This window comes from Geitlerinema sp. CS-897 (genome assembly GCF_028368005.1).
In the GTDB taxonomy this organism is placed as follows: domain Bacteria; phylum Cyanobacteriota; class Cyanobacteriia; order Cyanobacteriales; family Geitlerinemataceae; genus Baaleninema; species Baaleninema simplex.
Window position 1 is genome coordinate 1 of sequence record NZ_JAQNCQ010000185.1, and the last position, 20,231, is coordinate 20,231.

The window sequence follows — 20,231 nt, forward strand, 5'->3', positions numbered from 1 at the left end:
CTGGTGACTGGTGACTGGTGACTGGTGACTGGTGACTGTTCCCCGTTTTATAGATTTTTTTGGCGAAAACGTTTGCAAACGAACGATTATAAGTACAATGTACTATAGGCTCGAGTGCCTCGAGCCTAGGATTATCGAGAAAACCGAACTTTTGTATCCTTCTCGAAACGACGACTTGTCCCTTGGGTGCACGCACGTCGCCGCTCGTTCTCGACGGTTGTGTAGAACTCAACACGCCGAACTGCTCCGTCAGGACGAGACGCTAGGAGCCGGCAGCCCCATACAGACTCGACGTGAGGCCGGATCGAAGTATCGGTTTATCTTAGCCCGTTCAATACACGAAACCGATCGATCGTTCCCTATGGCTCGAACGAAACCCCCTTCTGATAAAGTTCTAACCATCCGCCTGCCGACGGGCGAACTCGAACGGTTAGAACATTACTGTATCCAGCGGGGTAAAACGAAAACCGACGTATTGCGAGAGATGATTCGCAAACTGCGCGTTTAACTGTCGTCGAGGGCGGCGAGAACGGCTTGGGGTTGCAGTTTTTCTTTGAACCAAACCACTTTCACCGGAATGTCGTCGATGCGAACCCCAGCTTTTTCGAGGTTCAACCGCTCCGACACAGCTAAAACTAAGCGGCGATCGAGCGCTTGTCGTACTTGCGAAAATTTCTTTTTTAAATACTCCGGTCGCCAGTACCCGACAATTTCGAGCAAGACATCCCGTCCGTCTGGATGGACGAGGCGGAAGTCGGGAACCATGACGCTGCCGGGAATGGGAATTAAATCCACTTCCCGTTCGAGCTGCCAAGGGGTATCTAAGGTTTCCCAACGTTCGGCGAAGGACTGTTCGAGCATCGAATCGTAAGGTTTGCCCGCTGGATAGTGACTGACGAGACCACAATCGGAATTTAACGTGAAGCGACCGATGCGGGTCGTTTTTGTTTGGGGATTGCGGGTGTGTAAGGTGGCTTTGAGACTCCAGCGAGTGACGTGGAGTAACGCCGGAATCAGTTTGGCAATGGCTAAGCCGTAGCGAGTACTGGGTTTGAACAAACTCGTCGGGCCGTCGATGGTAATGGTAAAGCCGCAGTCGGCGTCTCCTTCGATGTAAAACATCAAACTGAAGAGTTTGAGGTAACGAAAGAGCAACTTATACTGACCGGGGACGTTGCGATGGGCGTTAATAATCACGTCGCTGGCGCGGTAGAAAATCCCCTGAACTTGCGAGAGGTTGTAATAGTGCAGGAGGTTTTCGGGGGTGAAGGGATCGAATTCGGTGAGGATGCGGTTTTCTTGTAAGTCGGCGTAGAGTCCCCGTCGAACAGCCTCGAGGGTGACGTCAGATTCGAGTTCGCGGCTGAGTTCTGTGGCGAGGCGATCGAGGGTGGTAACGGCAGACTGGCGACTGGGGACAGTTTGTGCTGAAAGGGCAAATACCCGCTGTCGCAGTTGGGGAGGATCGAGGGGACTGACGATCTCGAAGGTGCAACATTTGCTTTTGAGGAGGTGCGCCAGCCCCCGTCGCAGGCGATAATCGGGACTGTCGCCTTCCCACTCTTTCAGGCGGCGCGTGAGTTCTCCTTGGGTATCGTTGAGGCAGCTTAGAAAAAGATCGATCGCCGCCTGCGCCAGTTGTAAATGGCGATCGTCGAGGGGAAGGCGTTTGGGAGTGAGGGTTTCGCCGGTGTGTCGGTAGCTGAGTAAGTCGGTGGGTAACATGGCTGCAAAGTCAGGCGATCGTAGAAGCTCGAGTTTCTGTTATGGTTTTTTTAAACGTTTTGGATTGGGAGAGGGTGTGGCCTCGTGTCGTTTTTCGATCGCCTGACTTTGAATACGTCGTACCGTCAGTTTAACGCCGTTCGATCGACCCTGTTGGGAGGGGTTGTCGCCCTCGCCACGTTGACACCGCAGATGGCGATCGCGCAGATGGTGGATTCTCTGCCCTTCCCCCCGAATCAGCAAGCGGAAAACCTCGATCGCCGGGAACTGTTTCGCGAAGGAAACGACTTGTTTCGCGATCGCGACTACGAAGCGGCCGAAGCCATTTTCCGACAACTGCGCGATCGCTACCCCCAAGACTCCCTCGTTCGCTATAAACTCGGGAACGCGCTGTTTGCCCAATATCGCTACGAAGAAGCGGCCGAAGAATACCAAGAAGCGATCCGCCTCAATGAGGACCACGCTCTAGCCTACAACGCGTTGGGCGATCTCCGCGCCAGTCAAGGCCGTTTAGAAGAAGCCGTATCGCTCTACGAACGCGCTCTCGAGGTCAACGAAGATTACGTTCGAGCGTTGAAGGGGTTGGGAAGAGCCTTAGCTCGGCTTCAGCAATTTGAAGAGGCGATCGCGACCTTAGAAACAGCCTTAGATGTACTGGTCGAAGAGGGCGAAATCTGGGAGGCGATCGAAGTGGCACGACTGTTACAACAAGTTCGCCGCTGGCAAGACGTCATGTAAAATCTTCAGGGCGATCGCCTCGTCCTCATGTCCCAAATGACAATTGCAGCAGCGTTTCACTCCCGTTGCAACAACAGGATCGATCGCGCGGAGACCGACACCGACGAATCTCCTGCATAAAACTGACCGTCTTTGACAAACTGCGCCTTCGTCGTGTCCAACACCACCTTCCAACGATGGTGTTGCAAAACTGGCGGAAGCTGAAACTCTAACGACTCGTCGCGAGCGTTAAACAACAAAAAGAAACTATCGTCCATGACTCGTTGTCCCTGAGACCCGCGAGCGGGAAGGGCTTCTCCGTTGAGAAACACGGCGATCTCCTTAGTTGAGCCTTGCTGCCACTGTTCGTTGCTGACTTCCTCCCCATCCGGGTTAAACCATCCGATATCGGTGGCTTGAGACCCGTAAATCGCGCGACCCTGAAACCACTTACGGCGTCGGAATACCGGGTGACGTTTGCGAAAGTCGATTAACTGGCGGGTAAATTCCAATAAATTGGCATTTTCTCGGGGTAAATTCCAGTCGATCCAAGACAGCTCGTTATCTTGACAGTAGACGTTGTTATTTCCCCGTTGAGTGCGCCCCAACTCGTCCCCAGCCAGCAACATCGGCACGCCTTGGGACAGCATCAAGGTGACGAGGAAATTGCGCCGTTGGCGATTTCTCAGGCGCAGGACATCGGGATCGAAGGTCGGCCCTTCAATGCCGCAATTCCAAGAGCGGTTGTGGCTTTCCCCGTCTCGATTGTCTTCGCCGTTGGCTTCGTTGTGTTTTTCGTTGTAGCTGACGAGATCGTTGAGGGTGAAACCGTCGTGAGCGGTGATAAAGTTGATGCTGGCACTGGGACGGCGACCGTTGAATTCGTATAAATCCGAACTTCCCGTCAAGCGATAGGCAAATTCCGCCAGGGTTCCCTCTTCTCCACGCCAGAAATCGCGCACGGTGTCGCGATAGCGGCCGTTCCACTCCGACCAGAGTAAGGGAAATTTCCCCACTTGGTAGCCGCCGTCAGCGATGTCCCACGGTTCGGCGATGAGTTTGACTTTCGACAGGACTGGGTCTTGATGGATGATGTCGAAAAAGGCGGCGAGGCTATCGACTTCATACAGTTCGCGGGCGAGAACGGAGGCTAAATCGAAGCGGAAGCCATCGACGTGCATTTCCGTGACCCAGTAGCGCAAACTATCCATAATCAGTTTGAGAACTTGCGGATGGCTGACGTTGAGGGAGTTGCCGCAGCCGGTAAAGTCCATGTAGTAGCGGGGGTCGTCTTCGACGAGGCGGTAGTAGGTGGTGTTGTCGATGCCCCGCAGCGAGAGCGTCGGCCCGAAGTGGTTGCCTTCGCCGGTATGGTTGTAGACGACGTCGAGGAGAACTTCGATTCCGGCGGCGTGGAGGGCTTTGACGGTTTCTTTGAATTCGCGCACTTGACCCTCGGGGTCGTCGGCGGCACTATAGCCGGTGTAGGGGGCGAAGTAGGCGATGGAGTCGTAGCCCCAATAGTTTCGCAGTCCTTTCTCGACGAGATGGCCGGGTTGGGTGAGGAAGTGATGGACGGGCATGAGTTCGACTGCGGTGACGCCGAGGGATTTTAAGTAGGCGATCGCTGTTGGATGTGCCAGTCCCGCGTAGGTTCCGCGCAGTTTGGGGGGAATCTCGGGATGCTGGTAGGTAAAGCCTTTGACGTGCATCTCGTAGATGACGGTTTCGTGTTCGGGAATGTCGAGGAGGCGATCGCCGTCCCAGTCGAAGGACTCGTCTACGACGATCGCTTTGGGGACGAACTCAGTATCGTCGCGATCGCAAAACGATAGATCTTCGTTGGGGTCGTCCAAGAGATAGCTGAAAATTGCCTTGTCGTACTGAATTTCGCCATCGAGGGCTTTGGCGTAGGGATCGATGAGGAGTTTGTTGGGATCGAACCGATATCCCCGTTCGGGGTCGAAAGGCCCGTGAACTCGGAATCCGTAGCGTTGACCCGGTTCGATTTCTGGTAAGTAGCCGTGCCAAACGTAACTCTCGATTTCTGTTAACGGAACGCGGGTTTCGAGGCCGTCGCGATCGAACAAGCAGAGTTCGACTTGGGTGGCGCTTTCGCTGTAAATGGCAAAGTTTGTCCCGCGACCGTCCCAATGTGCGCCCAACGGATAGGGTTTACCCGGCCAAACTGTAACCTGCATCGATTTCCCTTTAGATCTTCTTTGTTTTAAGGGTAATACGAGATTCAGTTTTCGTTGCGTTACCGGTTTGTTTGCCGATCTAGTTGTTTTCTGTCGTCACGACGGCGCGTCCCAACTGCTTTAGGATTTGCAATACGGCATAGAGTTCGTTTCCGGGGTTCACCAGCGAAAACAGTCGCGAGTTGGTGTATTGCGTCACGGGTTGGCGAAGGGCTTTGAGAAACAAAAATTCGCTTCCGTTGACGATCGCTACGAGGAAGCTGCCGAGGAGTACCGAGAAGTGAATCACTTCAACGAAGACCACGCTTTAGCTCCCTCGGCGGGAAGCCCCACATTGCAGATGAAGATCGGCAGCTCGGGGAAGCTGTTTCCTTTAACGTTCACGGTATCCGTAAGTCCGTACTTGAGACAGGCGACAAAGAGCGACCTGTGGAAGACGGGTTGCTGCCAGGGTAACGCGATGCGTTACGGGGGTCAGGGCTGTCGCTTGCGGTAAGCCAAACCTTCCGAGGCTGAATAAGACCAAAACTGGGTTCGCGGGCGTGGCGGCGCTAGCCTGTGAAACTGGAAGCCCGCGCTGTATGCGAAGCTTTATTCGTCGGGTACTTCACACCGAACCCGCCGTCTACCTCGCTTCTTCGCGCAACCGCTCTACATCACGTATTGGGGGTGCGCCAAAGAGTCGTTTGTACTCCCGATTGAAGTGCGAGGAATCTTCATAGCCAACCCGGTAAGCAGCACTGGTGGCGTCGAGGTTTTCTCCCAACATCAGACGCCGGGCTTCCTGGAGTCGCAGTTGCTTTTGGAACTGCAAGGGACTCATGGCTGTAACCGCCTTAAAGTGATGATGGAAGCTGGAGACACTCATACCTAGTTCTCGAGCAATGGTTTCGATGCGGAGCGGTTGGTTGAAATCATTGCGAAGGCGATCGATCGCTCTAGCGATGTGGTGGGTATAGCCACCCAGAACAGCAATCTGACACAGCCGAGTACCTTGCTCTCCCATCAGGAGTCGATAAACGATTTCCCGCTCGATTAGAGGTGCGAGTACGTGAGCTTCAGTCGGTGAATCGATTAACCGAACCAACCGCACCACGGCATCCAATAGGTCTGCATCCAATGGACTAACATCGATCGCTTTTACATTAGACCCCTGTTTGGCTGGGGGATAACCTGCCTCGACCATGACTGAGCTAACCAGGCTGGGGTCGAGATCGAGACGAAGGCTCAGGTGTGGGTTTTCCTGAGTTGCGTCTAAAATTTGGCTGGCAATCGGCATTTCGATTGTCGCCAGCAGATAGTGCATCGGATCGTACAGATAGCGATCGCTGCCTAGAAGCACTTCTTTGCTGCCTCGAGCAATGACACAAAAAGCCGGGATAGAAATGCTATGAACGCATTCTGAAGGAAAAGAAGAGCGTTTGAAGTGTAATCCTTTTAGCGGCTCGATCGTTCCATCCTGGCGCAGGATCTGGGCAATTCTCTCTGTCAGTTCCTCTCGGTTGGCTTGCGATCGGTTGGCTTCGCGCGGGGCGTGAAGGTTGTTCGTCAAAGTGCGATCGCAGTTTTCACTCGTTCTTGCAGCGTTCATGTGGAATACCAATTCAAACAGATTTCACAACCATCAAAGCCCAGAAGGGTTTATCGGTAATAGTTCTGTAGAAAAATCTAGCGTGGCTGGCATTGAAATCGCCATAAGTTTGCAGGATCGTTCAACGATCCGAGACGATCGGCCTATTGCTTACCTTTCAGAATTCCTAGAATAAAGCCATGACAACGAAATAGGATTCCTGCTTTTTGCGGGCGCTCTGGATTTTTAGCCAATCTAACACTCAACTTCGATGGGGACAGCATTCGCCTGCAAGCTATCCACGAACAGAGGAATTTAAACATGAACATCGAGATCCGGCGGAATGGCTCCCAGCCTTCTGCCAAAGGGCCGGATGAGTATTTTTCCGGCACAGTTCGCATTGACTCCCTATTCCATGCACCCGACCCAGCCCGCGTGTCTGGAGCCAGTGTTACCTTTGAACCCGGTGGCCGAACCGCATGGCACACTCACCCACTAGGACAAACCCTAATTGTAACGGCAGGTGCTGGCTGGGTTCAGCAATGGGGTTCCCCCATTCAGGACATTAAACCGGGAGATGTGGTCTGGATTCCACCAGGACAGAAACACTGGCACGGAGCCACAGCCACCACAGCCATGACCCACATTGCCATTCAGGAAGCACTTGACGGCAAGCCTGTAGAATGGATGGAACAGGTCAGCGACCAACAGTTTGAAAGACAAGCTTAATGCTTTTGAAATAGTTTTCCATCAAGGGAAAAACTACCGAAGAGAATTTTGATAGTTTTTTCGACCCTGGTATGTAGGGTAAATGCCCGTATCCGACCTCTGGAAAGAGATTTCTCGATTTCAGACCCCTTTTTATGAATTTTGCCGAGAACTTTGACTCTGTAAGGGGTTCAACGTTTTTTTTGCATAGCAAGTTCGGAAGAAACTATAATCAAATCCGAAGAACCATAATTGGGAACTACAACATGACTAATCAGTCGCCCTTAACGAAAGACTCAAAAAACAAAAAGTCTGGTATTAGACTTACGGGAAACCAAAAAAGTTGGCTAATATCAGCCCATGTTATTTCAGGGGCAATTTGGTTTGGCACTGTCCTTTCTATGGTGGTTATGGTCGTTCATAATCTTAACACCACAAACGGCGATGAACTTTACGGAATTAATTCGGTTGTAAAATTATTAGATGACTGGGTAGTTATTCCAGCGGCTAATATAACTTTACTGACTGGATTATTAATTTGCTGGTTTACGGTTTGGGGATTCTTTAAGTTTTACTGGGTAATTGTGAAGTTGTTTATGACTGTCAGTTTAATTACTTTTGGAACTTTTTGGTTGGGTCCTTGGACAAATGCCATGACTGCTATTTCTGATGAAGAAAGATTACAAGCATTGAGCAATCCTCTGTTTATGTTTGATACTAAAGCACTCATTATCGGGGGATCGATTCAACTGATGAGTTTGGTTTTTATATTTATTATTTCATTTTTGAAACCTTGGGGAAGGCGAGATATTAAGGCAACAAGTCAACCTAAGACGTGAGCTGTTTAGATTAGAGAAGAAAGACGAATTTTGGATGGGTCTTCAGAGTTTGAGGTGATAAGCGGATTTTATGCCCGGTCAAAACCATCCCCCCTTAGCCCCCCGCTGCGTTGGGGTGTTGGGGGGATGGCAATGCGCCCCGGTTCAATTTCGTATTATTCATAACAAATTACACCGTAATCTCAGGAGACACTTTTGGATTGAGGAATTGGGGGGCATCTCAAATTTGTCGAAATATCGATTTAGAGAAACCCGGTATTTGGAAAACTTAGAGATACCGGGTTTCTGACGAATCGAAGTTTCCGTACTCAATTGAGCGGCTGTTGGATTTTGCTGTCACTCTATCCAAAACCAATATTTTTGTAAAAGTTACGCACTTATCGGTCGAGAAACCCAGTTTCTCGTTCTAAATCTGACACTAAAATAACAGAATTTAGCTCTTCGGAGTTTAGGGTGACAGAAAAACTAACTTCACTAGATTTCAAAGGTTTTGGCTCTCAAATTCTTGATTGTTTGTATTATGTTATACATTTGCAACTACAAACTTTGAAGACCCCAGAATTTCATCAAGAAACTGGGTTTCTGTGTAAGTCCTATGTTTGTAGACAACTGCTGTTATTATGCTGGGTTTTCTGATTAAAAAAACTGAATATTCAATAGCCAAAACCTTTGGCATATCGCGAAGTGAATTTGTTTTTCTGTTACTCTAAACTACGAAGAGCTATAGCATAATCATTGGAGTTGTGAACACCCTCTGTCTTTGGGATCGCCGTGCTACAGTACTTTCAGATTACAGAATTTCACGAATTAGTTAGGCTGGCTATATTGTGCTAAATTTCTAAATCTGAGAGTTATTAATTTATGATTTTGCAGAATTATACAATGATTTTAGACGATCGTTATATTCCTTCAATCTTAAAAGTCTTAAAATAAAAATAAGGCAATAAAAAATTGTGATATATTCAATGTTAAAAATTTAGATAGATTGGACTTTTTTCTTTGACAAGACTAACATCGTGCAAAAGAAAATAAAAATAGTTAAAACTGAAGAAAAAGCTGGGATGAAATCTCAGAATAAAATACTGATGTATTGACTCAAGCAAGAGAGGAATGAGATGATTAAAGACAAAGTTGTGATTATTACTGGCGCATCATCAGGGATTGGTGAAGCGAGTGCAAAATTGCTTGCAAACCAAGGTGCTAAAGTCGTATTGGGCGCACGGCGCGAAGCAAAACTCAAACAACTGTTTGATGAAATTCAAAATACTGGTGGACAAGTGGTCTATCAAGTGATGGATGTAGTGAACCCATCGGATAACACTGCGATCGTCGAGCTGGCGAAGGAAACATTTGGCGGTGTCGATGTGATTTTCTTGAACGCTGGTATCATGCCCAGTTCTCCACTTTCTGCGTTGAAAACGGATGAATGGAATCAAACGGTCGATGTCAATATCAAGGGTGTTTTAAATGGTGTTGCGGCTGTCTTGCCAACGTTTGTCAGCCAAAAGTCTGGGCATATTATTGCAACTTCATCGGTTGCTGGGTTAAAAGCTTATCCAGGGAATTCGGTGTATGGTGGGACGAAATGGTTCGTGCGCGAGTTTATGGAAGTTCTACGCATGGAGTCTGCTCAAGAGGGAACTAACATTCGTACTGCAACCATTTATCCGGCTGCCATCAACACTGAGTTGTTAGACCGGATTACGGACCCAGATACGGCTGAAAATATGACAGCGTTGTACGATCGACATGGCATTTCAGCCGATCGCGTCGCTAATGTTGTGGCGTTTGCAATCGACCAGCCAGAAGATACCAACGCGAACGAATTTACGATTGGTCCGACCACGCAGCCTTGGTGAGGATGTCAAGGCTTTGACACTCCCACGAATAGAATTGTGGGATTCTGGGTTCTCGGAAGCGATAAGTCCAGAGGCCAAGATCGCACCGGCGCGTTCGCCTCTATCTTTCGTAAGGATAGGGTTTACCCGGCCAAACTGTAACCTGCATCGATTTCCCTTTAGATCTTCTTTGTTTTAAGGGTAATACGAGATTTGGTTTTCGTTGCGTTACCGGTTTGTTTGCCGATCTAGTTGTTTTCTGTCGTCACGACGGCACGTCCCAACTGCTTTAGGATTTGCAATACGGCATAGAGTTCGTTTCCGGGGTTCACCAGCGAAAACAGTCGCGAGTTGGTGTATTGCGTCACGGGTTGGTGAAGGGCTTTGAGAAACAAAAATTCGCTTCCGTTGACGATCGCGCCGAAGCTAGGGCGATTTCCGTGAGGATTTGACAGCATATAGGTGAGTGCTTGGGGAAGGGCGCGAGTGACGGAAAAATCGCTGCGTTTGGATTCGATAACCAGCAACCACAGGCGGTTTTTTTGCACTAAAACGTCAATTCGTCCTCGAACAACCGTTCCTTCGTCTTCCAGTTCCAAGGTGACGCTGGGTTCGGTTTCGAGGTGAAACGGTGGACGATAAAATCCGGCTAAATCGAGTAACGGAGCGAGTACTACCATTTTGACGCTGTTTTTCAGCATCGGCGGATCTTCCATTAACGCGAGAAAGTTGTCCTTGACGCGATCGAGATACTGCTGTTCGAGTTCGATTAGATTTGGGTGAGTTTCTAACCATTCGGGAAAAAATTCTGGATCTGACGTTTGCTGAAGTGCAAATTTTTGTTTCAGCGTGCGAAGTGTCACTTGACTGGCGGGAATTGCACGTACCATATTTTTTTTGAATTTATTTTTTGGGCTGAATATTTAGCCTTGTTTTATTCATTTAAAACATCCATTTTAGCTTTCACGAGGCGAATTTCTTCGTAACTGTATTCTCCGCCACCTAAATATTCGTAAATTGGCTTGAGTGTTTCAGAATTTAAGGTGCGAACGGCACTGCGAATGACCTGTTGACGTTCTGGAGAAACAAGGCGATCGAGATCGATGTCTTCTCCAGTGCGAATTAAAACTTCGAGATGAGAAAGAACGGTTTTTGGGGAAAGATTGCGCTCTAAGGCAATGTCTTCTAACGCCATACCTTGTTGAAACAGGGCTAGAGTATGGCTGCGAGTATCGGAATATTGGTGATAAGATGTCGCTGAAGCTTTGACGGACGATCTCATCGACACCGAATTTTGTTTTCGCAAGTATTCGCGAATGAGACCCACAAAGCGATCGCCGTATTCTTCGAGTTTGTATTTCCCGACGCCAGAGAGTCTTGAAAAAGCCTTCAAGGTTTGGGGCTGCTGTCGTGCCATCAGTTGCAACGTGGAATCTGCAAAAATGGTGTAAGGTGCAACCGATCGCTCGTCGGCAATTTGTTTGCGAAGCGATCGCAACTCGAACAACAGCATTTCTGCATCGATCGCCCCTTGACTGCGGTTGTCGGTTTCTGTCACCGAGACTTTGCGCGGAACGGCGATTTCTACCTTGCGCTGTCGCCGCATAATTTCCCAACTGAGGGGATTGAGTTTCAACACTGGATAACCGTCGTCGGTTTCGTCCACAAATCCCCGTTGTTTGAGCGATCGCGCCAGTAATTTCCATTCTTCAGCAGTGCGATCTTTGCCGATTCCATAAGTCGAAAGTTGGTGGTGTCCGTATTTCTGAAGTTTGGGTTTGCGGGAACCGCGCAACACGTCGATGATGTGAGTAACGCCGAACCGTTCGCGACAGCGGGCGACGCAAGAAAGGAATTTCATCGCCTCGATCGTCCAGTCTTCGACGGGTTTAGGATGGCGACAGTTATCGCACTGTTGGCATTGGCGATCGAGTTCTTCGCCGAAATATCGCAGTTGAATGGCTTTGCGACATTCGGTACTTTCGGCGTAATCGATGACTTGGCGCAATTGTTGTTTGGCGATGCGCTGTTCTTGGGAATCGGGTTTTTGGTGAATAATCCACTCGACTTTTCCCACGTCGCCGTAACTAAAAAATAGGATACAGCGAGAGGGTTCGCCGTCCCGTCCCGCCCGTCCGGTTTCTTGATAGTAACTTTCGAGGGTTTTGGGGAGATCGTGGTGGATGACGAAGCGAACGTCGGGTTTGTCGATTCCCATTCCAAAGGCGATCGTGGCGACGATAACTTGCACGTCGTCGCGGATGAAACGGGTTTGGTTTTCCGCGCGATCGCGATCGCTCATTCCGGCGTGGTAAGGTAAGGCAGCAATCCCGTCGTCTTGGAGTTGAGACGCCAGTTTGTCCACCTGGCGGCGACTGAGACAGTAGACGATTCCCGAACCTCCCTGTCGGACGACTTGCAGAATTTCCGAGTAGGTGTTGCGGGTTTTGGGGCGAACTTCGTAGTAGAGGTTGGGGCGGTGAAAACTGGCGACGTGGATGTGGGGTTGGTTCAACGCCAGTTGTTGCACGATGTCTTGACGGACGCGATCGGTGGCGGTGGCGGTTAACGCCATTACGGGAACGTCCGGGTAGCGGTGTCGCAGTTGGGAGAGTTGGCGGTATTCCGGGCGGAAATCGTGACCCCATTCCGAGACGCAGTGGGCTTCGTCGATGGCGAATCCAGCCAGTCCGATTTGCGATCGCGCGGTATTGAGAAATTGGAGGAAATTATCGCTCAACAGCCGTTCGGGGGCGACGTAGAGAAGTTTGACGTCTCCGCTGAGAACCGATCGGGCGCGATCGCGAATTTCGATGCCGCTGACGGTACTGTTGAGAAAGGTCGCCCCGATGCCGTTGTTTTGCAAGGCTTGAACTTGGTCTTGCATGAGGGCGATCAGCGGCGATACCACCACCGTTACGCCGGGACGCAGCAACGCCGGGAGTTGGTAACAGAGGGATTTTCCGCCGCCGGTGGGCATAATCACCAGCAGATCGCGGTTTTGAAGGGCGGTTTCGACGATCTGTTGCTGGCCGGGGCGAAAGCGATCGTAGCCGAAATGTTGTTTGAGGGCAAACTCGAGGGATGTCGGTTGTGCGATCGGTGCGGACATGAACCTCCGAAGCTGACGGACACCCCTCTCATTTTAAGGGAGATGGGAACCAATCCTACTATCCCATCAAAATTACGTTGTCGATGACGTGAATCACGCCGTTATCGGCTTCGATATCGGCGCTGACAACGGTTGCGTTTTTGACTTCAAAGCTGTCCGAACAGTCGATAGAAATGGGCGCACCTTCGACGGAATCGAGGGCGGAAACGTTTTCGAGATCGGTACGAGTATACTTCCCGGCAACGACGTGATATTTAAGGATTCGTGCCAATTGCGGAGGATTTTGAACGAGGGTTTGAATCGTTCCGGGGGGAAGTTTGGCAAAGGCGTCGTCGGTGGGAGCGAAGACGGTAAAAGGGCCGGGACTTTTCAGCACGTCCACTAAGTCGGCGGTTTTAACAGCGGTGACGAGGGTTTCAAACGACCCCGCACCTACGGCAATGTCTACGATGTCAGGCATTTCGATCGCGTGTTTTTGTATACAAAAAAATATGCTATTTTACAGTATAAGCTATTAGCTAAACTTGTGATTTAAAGATTTAAATTACAAGAATAAAAAAAACTGAACGAAGCGATCGACCGAAAGGCAAATGGCGCGATCGTCCGACTTAGCTTCTCCATTACGCGCTCGAAATTTATGGAACACCTGCAACAACTGCTTCCAGACACGCCGATCGTTCCCTTTACGATTTTGCTGTTAGTCGTGCTGACGGTTCCCCCCTTATTCGAGCGATTGCGCCTCCCAGGACTTGTGGGACTGATCGCGGCCGGGGTGGTTCTCGGAACGGACGGGTTGGGATTTCTCGATCCCGACGCGGACTATATGATGCTGTTTACAGACATCGGTAAGATTTATCTGATGTTCGTGGCCGGTTTAGAAATCGATCTGGCGGAATTTCGTAAGAAAAAGGATCGATCGCTCGGGTTCGGCCTCGCCACCTTTGCCGTTCCCCTGTTGATGGGTACGGCCGTGGCGACGATCTTCGGTTTCGGCCCGAACGCTGCGATTCTCATCGGGTCTTTAATGGCTTCTCATACCCTGCTGGGCTATCCGATCGTAACCCGATTGGGGGTCGGTGGCAACGAAGCCATTACCGTGACGATCGGTGCGACGATTTTCACCGACATTGCTGCCTTACTCGTCTTGGCAATTTGCGTCTCGATTCACGCCGGGGAGTTTTCGGCCACCAGTTTGGTGGTGCAATTGGTCGCCTTGGGACTGTACGCCGTCGCCGTACTGGTCGGCTTGGACTGGGCGGGGAAAGAATACTTCCGCCGCACCGGAGACGAGGAAAGCAACCAGTTTTTGTTCGTGTTGTTGGCGGTGTTCGTGGCGGCGGTGGGATCTCAACTGATTAACGTCGATAAAATCGTCGGGGCGTTTTTAGCGGGTTTGGCCGTCAACGATGTGGTCGGACGGGGGCCGGTAGAAGACAAAGTGGAATTCGTTGGCAGTACCCTGTTTATCCCGTTTTTCTTCGTGGGAATGGGGTTACTGCTGGATGTTTCGGCGTTTCTCGAAAGCTTTACCAGCAATTTCGGTTTGATGGTGGCGATCGTGGTGACGCTGCTGGTGAGTAAGTTTCTCGCGGCAATGGCGGCAAAACTGCTCTATCGGTACAGTTGGCCGGCGACGATGACTATGTGGTCGCTGTCGATTCCCCAGGTGGCGGCGACGTTGGCGGCGGCCTTAGCAGGGAATCAGGCGGGATTGTTGCCCGAGTCAGTGTTTAACAGCGTCGTGGTGTTGATGCTGGTAACGTCGGTGGTGGGGCCGGTGGCGACGTCCCACTTCGCCCGGAAACTTCCCCTGTCTCCTGCTACAGCGAAACCGCCGGAACCGGAAACCTCCCCCTCGATTCCCTTTTTTCACTCGGAAAAGCCGTTTACGGTGTTGGTTCCGGTGGCGAATCCCCTCACCGAACGCTATTTGATCGAGATGGCGGCGATTATCGCCCGTCAACGGGGGGGATCGATCGTGCCGCTGTCGATCGCGCCGGCCCACGCCCACATGGACGAACCGGAGTTAGATGCGGCGATCGCGCGGGGAGAACGGCTGTTGCAACGGGCGTTAGATGTCAGTCAAGAGTTCGAGGTCGAGGCGACCCCTCGCATCCGCATCGATAGCGACGTCGCCCACGGGATCAGTCGTACCGCCCGCGAACAGAACGCCAGCGCGATCGTCATGGGATGGAACGAAAACATCGGGATTCGGGCGCGGTTGTTTGGAAATATCATCGACAGCGTGTTTTGGTCGTCTCACTGTCCGGTGGGGGTGATGCGCTTGTTGGACGAACCCTCGAACATCCATCGCATTCTCGTTCCGGTGAAAAGTTTCGCCCCGCAAGTGTTGGAAGCGATGCGGTTCGCCCAGTTGTTCGCCGCCTCTAACGATGCGGAGTTGACGTTGCTGCACGTGTGCGATCGCCTCACGACTCCCGAACAAATCGAGGCTTTCGAGTCGTCGCTGATGGCGGTGTTTTCTCAAACTGAAGTCCAGGTGAAAGCGGAAATCAAGTCCATCGTTCACGACGATATCGCTCAGGCGATCGTCGAAGCGGCGCGATCGACCGAAATGGTGGTCTTGTGTTCCCGTCGTCGCCGAACGGCGGGGGGATTGGCGGTGAGCGACGTCGCCGAAAAACTCCTCAAGCAACTCAATTGTTCGATGGTGTTATTTGGCGAACCGCATTGGTAAACAGGCGGTGCGTGACGCGGGAATGTCATTTTACGGTGGGGGGCGGCATTTTTGCGCCCGCGTCACAGCACCCTACGGTTCCTTTCTCCATCTCTTCATTATCTCATCACTTCCCGGTGGGGGCGGTGCGTGACGCGGGAATGTCATTTTACGGTGGGGGGCGACATTTTTGCGCCCGCGTCACAGCACCCTACGGTTCGGGTTAATTGACTTCGTAACCGAACTTGTTGGGATCGACATCGCTTAAATCGAGATCGGCTAAGCCGTATTCCGCCCAGCGGCGATCGACCATTTTCGCGACGTCGGGATCGGATTCTAACGGTTCTCCCCATTCGTGTTCGGTTTCGGGGGGAACTTTCGTCGTGGCGTCGATTCCCATGCGTCCGCCCAACCCCAGTTTTTCGCTGGCAAAATCTAAGGTGTCGAAAGGGGTGTTTGGGAGGATAAAGACATCGCGACTGGGATCGACTTTTGAGGAAATCGCCCACACGACCTGACGGGGATCGCGGATGTTAATATCTTTGTCTACGACGATGACGAATTTCGTATAGGTAAACTGCGGCAGGGCACTCCAAAAGGCTAAGGCGGCGCGGCGGGCTTGACCGGGATAGGCTTTGTCAATGGAGATAATCGCCGCTTTGTAACTCAGGGCGTCCATTGGTAGGAAGAAATCTACGATTTCGGACACCTGCTGCCGTAAAATCGGCGTGTAAATGCGGTTGAGGGCGATCGCCATCATCGCTTCTTCTTTCGGCGGACGACCGCTAAAGGTGGTGAGATAGACGGGATCTTTGCGGTGCGTCATGCAGTGGAAGCGAATCAGGGGCGAGTCTTCTACACCGCCGTAATAGCCCATGTGGTCGCCAAAGGGTCCGTCGGGAAGCATTTCGCCGGGGGTAATCGTTCCTTCGAGGACGAATTCAGATGCGGCGGGAACTTCTAAATCCAGGGTTTTGCATTTCGTCAGGGGAACCCCGGAACCGCCGTAAAGTCCGGCGAACAGCCATTCTGATAAGTCTACGGGAATCGGTGTCGCCGCCGCCATGAGAATCAAGGGATCGACGCCGAGGGCGATCGCAATTTCCAGTTTTCGACCCCGTTCGGCGGCTTTCCGCAGATGTCGCGCCCCGCCGCGAACTGAGAGCCAATGTACCGTCATGGTATTGTTCGATTGCAACTGCAACCGATACACGCCCACGTTGGGGGTTCCGGTTTCGCAGTCTTTGGTAATGACCAATCCCAAGGTGATAATTTTCCCTGCATCGCCGCAATAGGGGCGAATCATGGGGATTTTGTTGAGATCGAGGTCGTCCCCTTCTACGACGACTTGTTGACAGGGGGGAAAGAAATCTCGCCCCGGCTTGGCTTTCACCACGTCGAAGAGGAGTTTTCCGAATTCGATGGCTTGAGATATCTTTTTCGGAGGTTTGGGTTGTTGTAACATCCCCAGTTTTTTGCCGAGTTCTTCGAGTTCCTGGGGTTTTTCCATGTTCATCGCCCAGCACACCCGCTGTTCGGTTCCCAACAGGTTCACGGCGACGGGAAAGTCTGCGCCTTTGACGTTCTCGAACAGGAGGGCGGGGCCTCCGGCTTGCAACATCCGGTTGGAAATTTCGGCGATTTCTAAGTCAGAATCGACTAAAGCGTCGATGCGGCGCAGTTGTCCGCGTTCTTCGAGTAGGTTGAGGAATCCCCGTAAGTCTCTTGCCATGCTTTACGTTTTGTTACGGTTGCGTTTTCTTTATTATCGGGGATTTGGAAGAGGACGCGGCGGACAACGGCTTGGAATTGACGAGACCGATCGATTGCTTACAATCGCTTAAAAGGGATCGCCCTGTTTTCTGAAATACTGAGAACTCCTATGTCTGACGGAATTAACCGCATTGTCTTCGTTCCCCCACCGCAACTCGACGATCGCATCGAGACGCACCATGTCACCCGCGAGTTTCATCGAGAAGTTGGATATCGGCGGGATTTCGAGGCGTATTGTCAGTGGTACTACGAAACCGCCGAACGCCACCGTCAGGAATTCCAGAAAATGCAGGGAGATATCAACCTTTTTGGCTGGTTTTCCCGCCGTCGTTGAAATTGCAAGAGACAATTAGTCGGTTTCGCCGTTGACGAGTACCACGGGAACCGCACTCGTTTCTAACACGGTTTGCGAGACGGAACCGACTAAAACCGTTTCCCAGGCGTGATGTCCCTGTTTGGCGATGACAATATCGGTGACGCGGCGCGATCGCGCGACAGTGGTGATAGTTTCGGGAATGACGCCGGGTAAGACGAGGAAGTCGTGGCGAATGTCAGCCAGGAGTCGTCGAATCTGCGATCGCAAATAGTGTAAGTCTTCTTCTTCGGGGCGATCGCTCACGTGCAACACCAACACGTCGCCGTCGCTGCGACGGGCTAAATCCGCCGCTTTCGCCAAGACCCGAGGTGCCATTTCCGAGGTATCGATCGCCGCTAAAAACACTGGGCGTCCGATGGTGGCGACTTTTGTGGGATCGACGGTTCCCCGTTCTAACAGCATCGGCGCAAAGGTTTGCGTCGCCCAAGCCCCCACGGGAGCCGTTACCAAAATCGAGAGCGCGGCTAAGGCTAGGATAACATCGCCCCCTTCAATGCCTCGCGTCAGGGGAATCGCGCCGATCGCGGCTTGAACGGTCGCTTTCGCCATATTTCCCGGTAACAGAAACAATCGTTCTTTGCGATTCCAGTCGCTTCCGAGGGTAGACAGCCACCAACCGATCGATCGCCCCACGAGTAACCCTACCGCTAACAACAACAATCCCGGTAACAACACCGCCTCTAACACCTCAAGCTGCAACGTCGCCCCCAACAACACGAACAAAACGATTTCGGCGATCGTCCAGAGGGCGTCGAATCCCCCCCGCAACCGTCTCGCCAAGGGGGTGTCGAGTTCGATGAGGAAAAACCCCATCGACATCACCGCCAAATAGCCGGAATAGACGGGAACGGCTTTGTCTGCAATGGTTAAAAATAACGCGAGACAGGCGGCGATCGCGACATCTTGAACGGCGGTTTGCGTCCAATTTTGTTTGACGAGAACCGACACCAACAATCGGGCGGCGAGATAGCCGAAAACCACGCCTAATACGATTTTGAGAAGGACTTGTAAGGGGAGAAGTTGCACGGGAGACAGGGAAATCGCCCCCAGAGTCAACCCGGTTTGCGTTTGTTGTTCGAGGAATCCCAGTAACAGGCTGAACACCAACAACAGCAAGACATCTGAGAGGGCGCTTCCCGTTAAAATCGCGTCGGGAATCCCTTTTTCGACGCCCCACCCGAGACTTTTGAGGCGCAACATCCCCGGAACGATGACGGCGGGGGATTCTGCGCCGATGATACAGCCGAGAATCAGCCCCGTGGGAACGTCGAATCCGAACAGCAGCGTGGCGGCGACGGCGACGACGAGGGCTTCAGCGGTGGCGGGGAGAAATCCCAAGCGCAACGCGACGGAACCTTGACGGGCGAGTTTGTCGCGATCGAGTCCCAATCCCGCTTTCATCAGTACGATGGTCACGGCGACGGTTCGCAAATCGTCGGCGGAGGTGAGAACCTCTGGACTCAGAACGTTTCCGATTTGAGGTCCGACGAGAATTCCGATAATAATGGTGCCGACGAGGGGCGGAAGTCCGAGGCGACGGGCGATTTGACCTCCGAAAAACCCCATCGCGAGAATCCACAAAGCACTGGCTAACATTCCGTTCTCCTTGAGACGTTGAGTCGAATTTCGTCGTCTGGAGGTTCGGAACGCACGTTAAACTAGCTCCTACCCTCCAGTTCGACCTGGAAGTGTAGGAGCCATCAGCCTTAAACTCTGCCGTTTGCGGCGGTTTGCAGGCGGTTGGGGCGAGCTCCATCGCCCGTTTTGAAAAAAAACTTATTTTTACAATACCACTGCCACAGGGCTAAAGGAAAGCCTTGCTGAGTCGAATTCCTCGTTCGGACAAACTTCTAGGTCAAAATACTCAGCGTTCGATCTCAATTACAAATTTCTGCGATCGCTATTCTTTTTAACGGTCGGCGATACGAGATAAAGGCGATCGCAAGATTCGCTAAAATCAAAGTGTAATTCGATACGAAAACGATGACCAGTCAATCGATCCCGATCTCGATGGAAACCGCGATCCCCACGAACGATCTCGATCGAACCTCGATCGAGTCCGTTATTTTTGACTTTGACGGAACGATCGCAGATACCTTAGAAACCATCGTCGAAATTATCAACGATCTCGCTCAAACCTTTGGCTATCCCGAGGCGAGTCCTGAAGTCGTCGAACATTATAAAACTCTCAGCTCTCGTCAAATTTTGAAGCAATCGGGAATTTCCTATTTTCAGCTTCCTTGGGTGATTTTCAGAGCGCAACGGCTGCTGAGCGAACGAATCGATCGCCTTAAACCTATCGAAGATATCGAATCTTCTTTAGTTGAATTAAAACTCGCCGGGTTTCAACTGGGGATTTTAACCTCAAACTCTCAAAAAAACGTTCGCAAATTTTTAAACGCCAACGGACTCGAACAGTATTTCGATTTCGTCTATTCTGGATTGACCATTTTCGGAAAAGAACGGCTGTTTCGCAAAACCATACGCCGAGAAAACCTCGATCGCGATAGCATCGTTTATATCGGCGATGAAACCCGCGATATCGAGTCGGCGAAAAACGTGGGAATTAAATCGATCGCCGTCAGTTGGGGATTCAATTCTCGCGAAGCCTTATCAAAGTTCGACCCCGATTTCGCCGTCGATTCTCCCCAAGAACTCCTAGACGCGATTCGCTCTCTATAACCTATCAATTCTC

16 protein-coding genes, 1 pseudogene and 1 riboswitch are annotated in these 20,231 nt (G+C 51.4%); of the genes and pseudogenes, 8 read left to right on the top strand and 9 right to left on the bottom strand.

What is annotated here, in order from left to right:
- Positions 1–361 precede the first annotated feature (361 nt).
- Entirely contained in the window at positions 362–508 is a 147-nt protein-coding gene (locus tag POG22_RS11590) for a ribbon-helix-helix protein, CopG family (protein WP_017662228.1), read from the top strand.
- Here POG22_RS11590 and POG22_RS11595 read toward each other — a convergent pair.
- Entirely contained in the window at positions 505–1,725 is a 1,221-nt protein-coding gene (locus tag POG22_RS11595) for a DUF790 family protein (RefSeq protein WP_498905386.1), read from the bottom strand. The genes POG22_RS11590 and POG22_RS11595 overlap by 4 nt on opposite strands.
- Before the next feature lie 108 nt (positions 1,726–1,833).
- Here POG22_RS11595 and POG22_RS11600 point away from each other — a divergent pair, with 108 nt between their 5' ends.
- Positions 1,834–2,463, top strand: coding sequence for a tetratricopeptide repeat protein (locus tag POG22_RS11600; RefSeq protein WP_498905388.1), 630 nt, complete (start codon positions 1,834–1,836; stop codon positions 2,461–2,463).
- A 56-nt stretch (positions 2,464–2,519) separates the two neighbouring features.
- Here POG22_RS11600 and glgX read toward each other — a convergent pair whose 3' ends face one another.
- The 3 genes and pseudogenes from glgX to POG22_RS11615 all read right to left on the bottom strand — a co-directional run bounded on the left by glgX (position 2,520) and on the right by POG22_RS11615 (position 6,234).
- Positions 2,520–4,643, bottom strand: a complete 2,124-nt coding sequence (glgX, locus tag POG22_RS11605; protein ID WP_498905390.1) for a glycogen debranching protein GlgX — start codon at positions 4,641–4,643, stop codon at positions 2,520–2,522.
- 79 nt (positions 4,644–4,722) lie between these two features.
- Positions 4,723–4,893, bottom strand: a pseudogene (locus POG22_RS11610) (restriction endonuclease subunit R); the annotation flags it as partial.
- Positions 4,894–5,268: 375 nt separating this feature from the next.
- Positions 5,269–6,234, bottom strand: coding sequence for an AraC family transcriptional regulator (locus tag POG22_RS11615; protein WP_498905392.1), 966 nt, complete (start codon positions 6,232–6,234; stop codon positions 5,269–5,271).
- Positions 6,235–6,540: 306 nt separating this feature from the next.
- Here POG22_RS11615 and POG22_RS11620 point away from each other — a divergent pair, with 306 nt between their 5' ends.
- The 3 genes from POG22_RS11620 to POG22_RS11630 all read left to right on the top strand — a co-directional run bounded on the left by POG22_RS11620 (position 6,541) and on the right by POG22_RS11630 (position 9,619).
- Positions 6,541–6,942 (top strand): (R)-mandelonitrile lyase, encoded by a 402-nt coding sequence (locus POG22_RS11620; protein WP_498905422.1) that lies wholly within the window; start codon positions 6,541–6,543, stop codon positions 6,940–6,942.
- 245 nt (positions 6,943–7,187) lie between these two features.
- Positions 7,188–7,760, top strand: coding sequence for a hypothetical protein (locus tag POG22_RS11625; protein WP_498905394.1), 573 nt, complete (start codon positions 7,188–7,190; stop codon positions 7,758–7,760).
- 1,115 nt (positions 7,761–8,875) lie between these two features.
- Entirely contained in the window at positions 8,876–9,619 is a 744-nt protein-coding gene (locus tag POG22_RS11630) for an SDR family oxidoreductase (RefSeq protein WP_498905395.1), read from the top strand.
- A gap of 227 nt (positions 9,620–9,846) precedes the next feature.
- On the opposite strand, the gene POG22_RS11635 is transcribed toward POG22_RS11630, so the two are convergent.
- The 3 genes from POG22_RS11635 to POG22_RS11645 are packed head-to-tail and all read right to left on the bottom strand — an operon-like array spanning position 9,847 to position 13,170.
- Positions 9,847–10,488, bottom strand: coding sequence for a type I restriction endonuclease (locus tag POG22_RS11635; RefSeq protein WP_498905398.1), 642 nt, complete (start codon positions 10,486–10,488; stop codon positions 9,847–9,849).
- 44 nt (positions 10,489–10,532) lie between these two features.
- Positions 10,533–12,710 (bottom strand): DNA helicase RecQ, encoded by a 2,178-nt coding sequence (gene recQ / locus POG22_RS11640; RefSeq protein WP_498905400.1) that lies wholly within the window; start codon positions 12,708–12,710, stop codon positions 10,533–10,535.
- A 58-nt stretch (positions 12,711–12,768) separates the two neighbouring features.
- Positions 12,769–13,170: a fasciclin domain-containing protein gene (locus POG22_RS11645; RefSeq protein ID WP_063718322.1), complete on the bottom strand. Its 402-nt coding sequence runs from the start codon at positions 13,168–13,170 to the stop codon at positions 12,769–12,771.
- 177 nt (positions 13,171–13,347) lie between these two features.
- Between POG22_RS11645 and POG22_RS11650 the strand changes: the two genes are divergently transcribed.
- A complete protein-coding gene (locus POG22_RS11650; protein WP_063718323.1) occupies positions 13,348–15,408 on the top strand; it encodes a cation:proton antiporter domain-containing protein in 2,061 nt (686 codons plus the stop codon).
- Between the two features lie 202 nt (positions 15,409–15,610).
- Here POG22_RS11650 and POG22_RS11655 read toward each other — a convergent pair whose 3' ends face one another.
- Entirely contained in the window at positions 15,611–17,119 is a 1,509-nt protein-coding gene (locus tag POG22_RS11655) for a UbiD family decarboxylase (RefSeq protein ID WP_063718324.1), read from the bottom strand.
- Positions 17,120–17,269: 150 nt separating this feature from the next.
- On the opposite strand from POG22_RS11655, the gene POG22_RS11660 reads away from it, so the two are divergent.
- Entirely contained in the window at positions 17,270–17,494 is a 225-nt protein-coding gene (locus POG22_RS11660; RefSeq protein ID WP_063718325.1) for a hypothetical protein, read from the top strand.
- 15 nt (positions 17,495–17,509) lie between these two features.
- Here POG22_RS11660 and POG22_RS11665 read toward each other — a convergent pair whose 3' ends face one another.
- On the bottom strand, positions 17,510–19,132 hold the full coding sequence (locus POG22_RS11665) for a cation:proton antiporter domain-containing protein (RefSeq protein ID WP_498905403.1): 1,623 nt from the start codon (positions 19,130–19,132) through the stop codon (positions 17,510–17,512).
- 88 nt (positions 19,133–19,220) lie between these two features.
- A riboswitch (Fluoride riboswitch) is annotated at positions 19,221–19,305 on the bottom strand.
- 214 nt (positions 19,306–19,519) lie between these two features.
- Between POG22_RS11665 and POG22_RS11670 the strand changes: the two genes are divergently transcribed.
- Positions 19,520–20,218 carry an HAD-IA family hydrolase gene (locus POG22_RS11670; RefSeq protein ID WP_082901767.1) on the top strand — a complete coding sequence of 233 codons (699 nt, stop codon included), beginning with the start codon at positions 19,520–19,522 and terminating at the stop codon, positions 20,216–20,218.
- Positions 20,219–20,231: the final 13 nt, after the last annotated feature.

Excerpts from the sequence above, each read along its gene's own strand:
- POG22_RS11590 (WP_017662228.1), top strand. The coding sequence starts at position 362 with ATGGCTCGAACGAAACCCCCTTCTGATAAAGTTCTAACCATCCGCCTG.
- POG22_RS11595 (WP_498905386.1), bottom strand. The coding sequence starts at position 1,725 with ATGTTACCCACCGACTTACTCAGCTACCGACACACCGGCGAAACCCTC.
- glgX (WP_498905390.1), bottom strand. The coding sequence starts at position 4,643 with ATGCAGGTTACAGTTTGGCCGGGTAAACCCTATCCGTTGGGCGCACAT.
- POG22_RS11615 (WP_498905392.1), bottom strand. The coding sequence starts at position 6,234 with ATGAACGCTGCAAGAACGAGTGAAAACTGCGATCGCACTTTGACGAAC.
- POG22_RS11625 (WP_498905394.1), top strand. The coding sequence starts at position 7,188 with ATGACTAATCAGTCGCCCTTAACGAAAGACTCAAAAAACAAAAAGTCT.
- POG22_RS11630 (WP_498905395.1), top strand. The coding sequence starts at position 8,876 with ATGATTAAAGACAAAGTTGTGATTATTACTGGCGCATCATCAGGGATT.
- POG22_RS11635 (WP_498905398.1), bottom strand. The coding sequence starts at position 10,488 with ATGGTACGTGCAATTCCCGCCAGTCAAGTGACACTTCGCACGCTGAAA.
- recQ (WP_498905400.1), bottom strand. The coding sequence starts at position 12,710 with ATGTCCGCACCGATCGCACAACCGACATCCCTCGAGTTTGCCCTCAAA.
- POG22_RS11645 (WP_063718322.1), bottom strand. The coding sequence starts at position 13,170 with ATGCCTGACATCGTAGACATTGCCGTAGGTGCGGGGTCGTTTGAAACC.
- POG22_RS11650 (WP_063718323.1), top strand. The coding sequence starts at position 13,348 with ATGGAACACCTGCAACAACTGCTTCCAGACACGCCGATCGTTCCCTTT.
- POG22_RS11655 (WP_063718324.1), bottom strand. The coding sequence starts at position 17,119 with ATGGCAAGAGACTTACGGGGATTCCTCAACCTACTCGAAGAACGCGGA.
- POG22_RS11660 (WP_063718325.1), top strand. The coding sequence starts at position 17,270 with ATGTCTGACGGAATTAACCGCATTGTCTTCGTTCCCCCACCGCAACTC.
- POG22_RS11665 (WP_498905403.1), bottom strand. The coding sequence starts at position 19,132 with ATGTTAGCCAGTGCTTTGTGGATTCTCGCGATGGGGTTTTTCGGAGGT.
- POG22_RS11670 (WP_082901767.1), top strand. The coding sequence starts at position 19,520 with ATGACCAGTCAATCGATCCCGATCTCGATGGAAACCGCGATCCCCACG.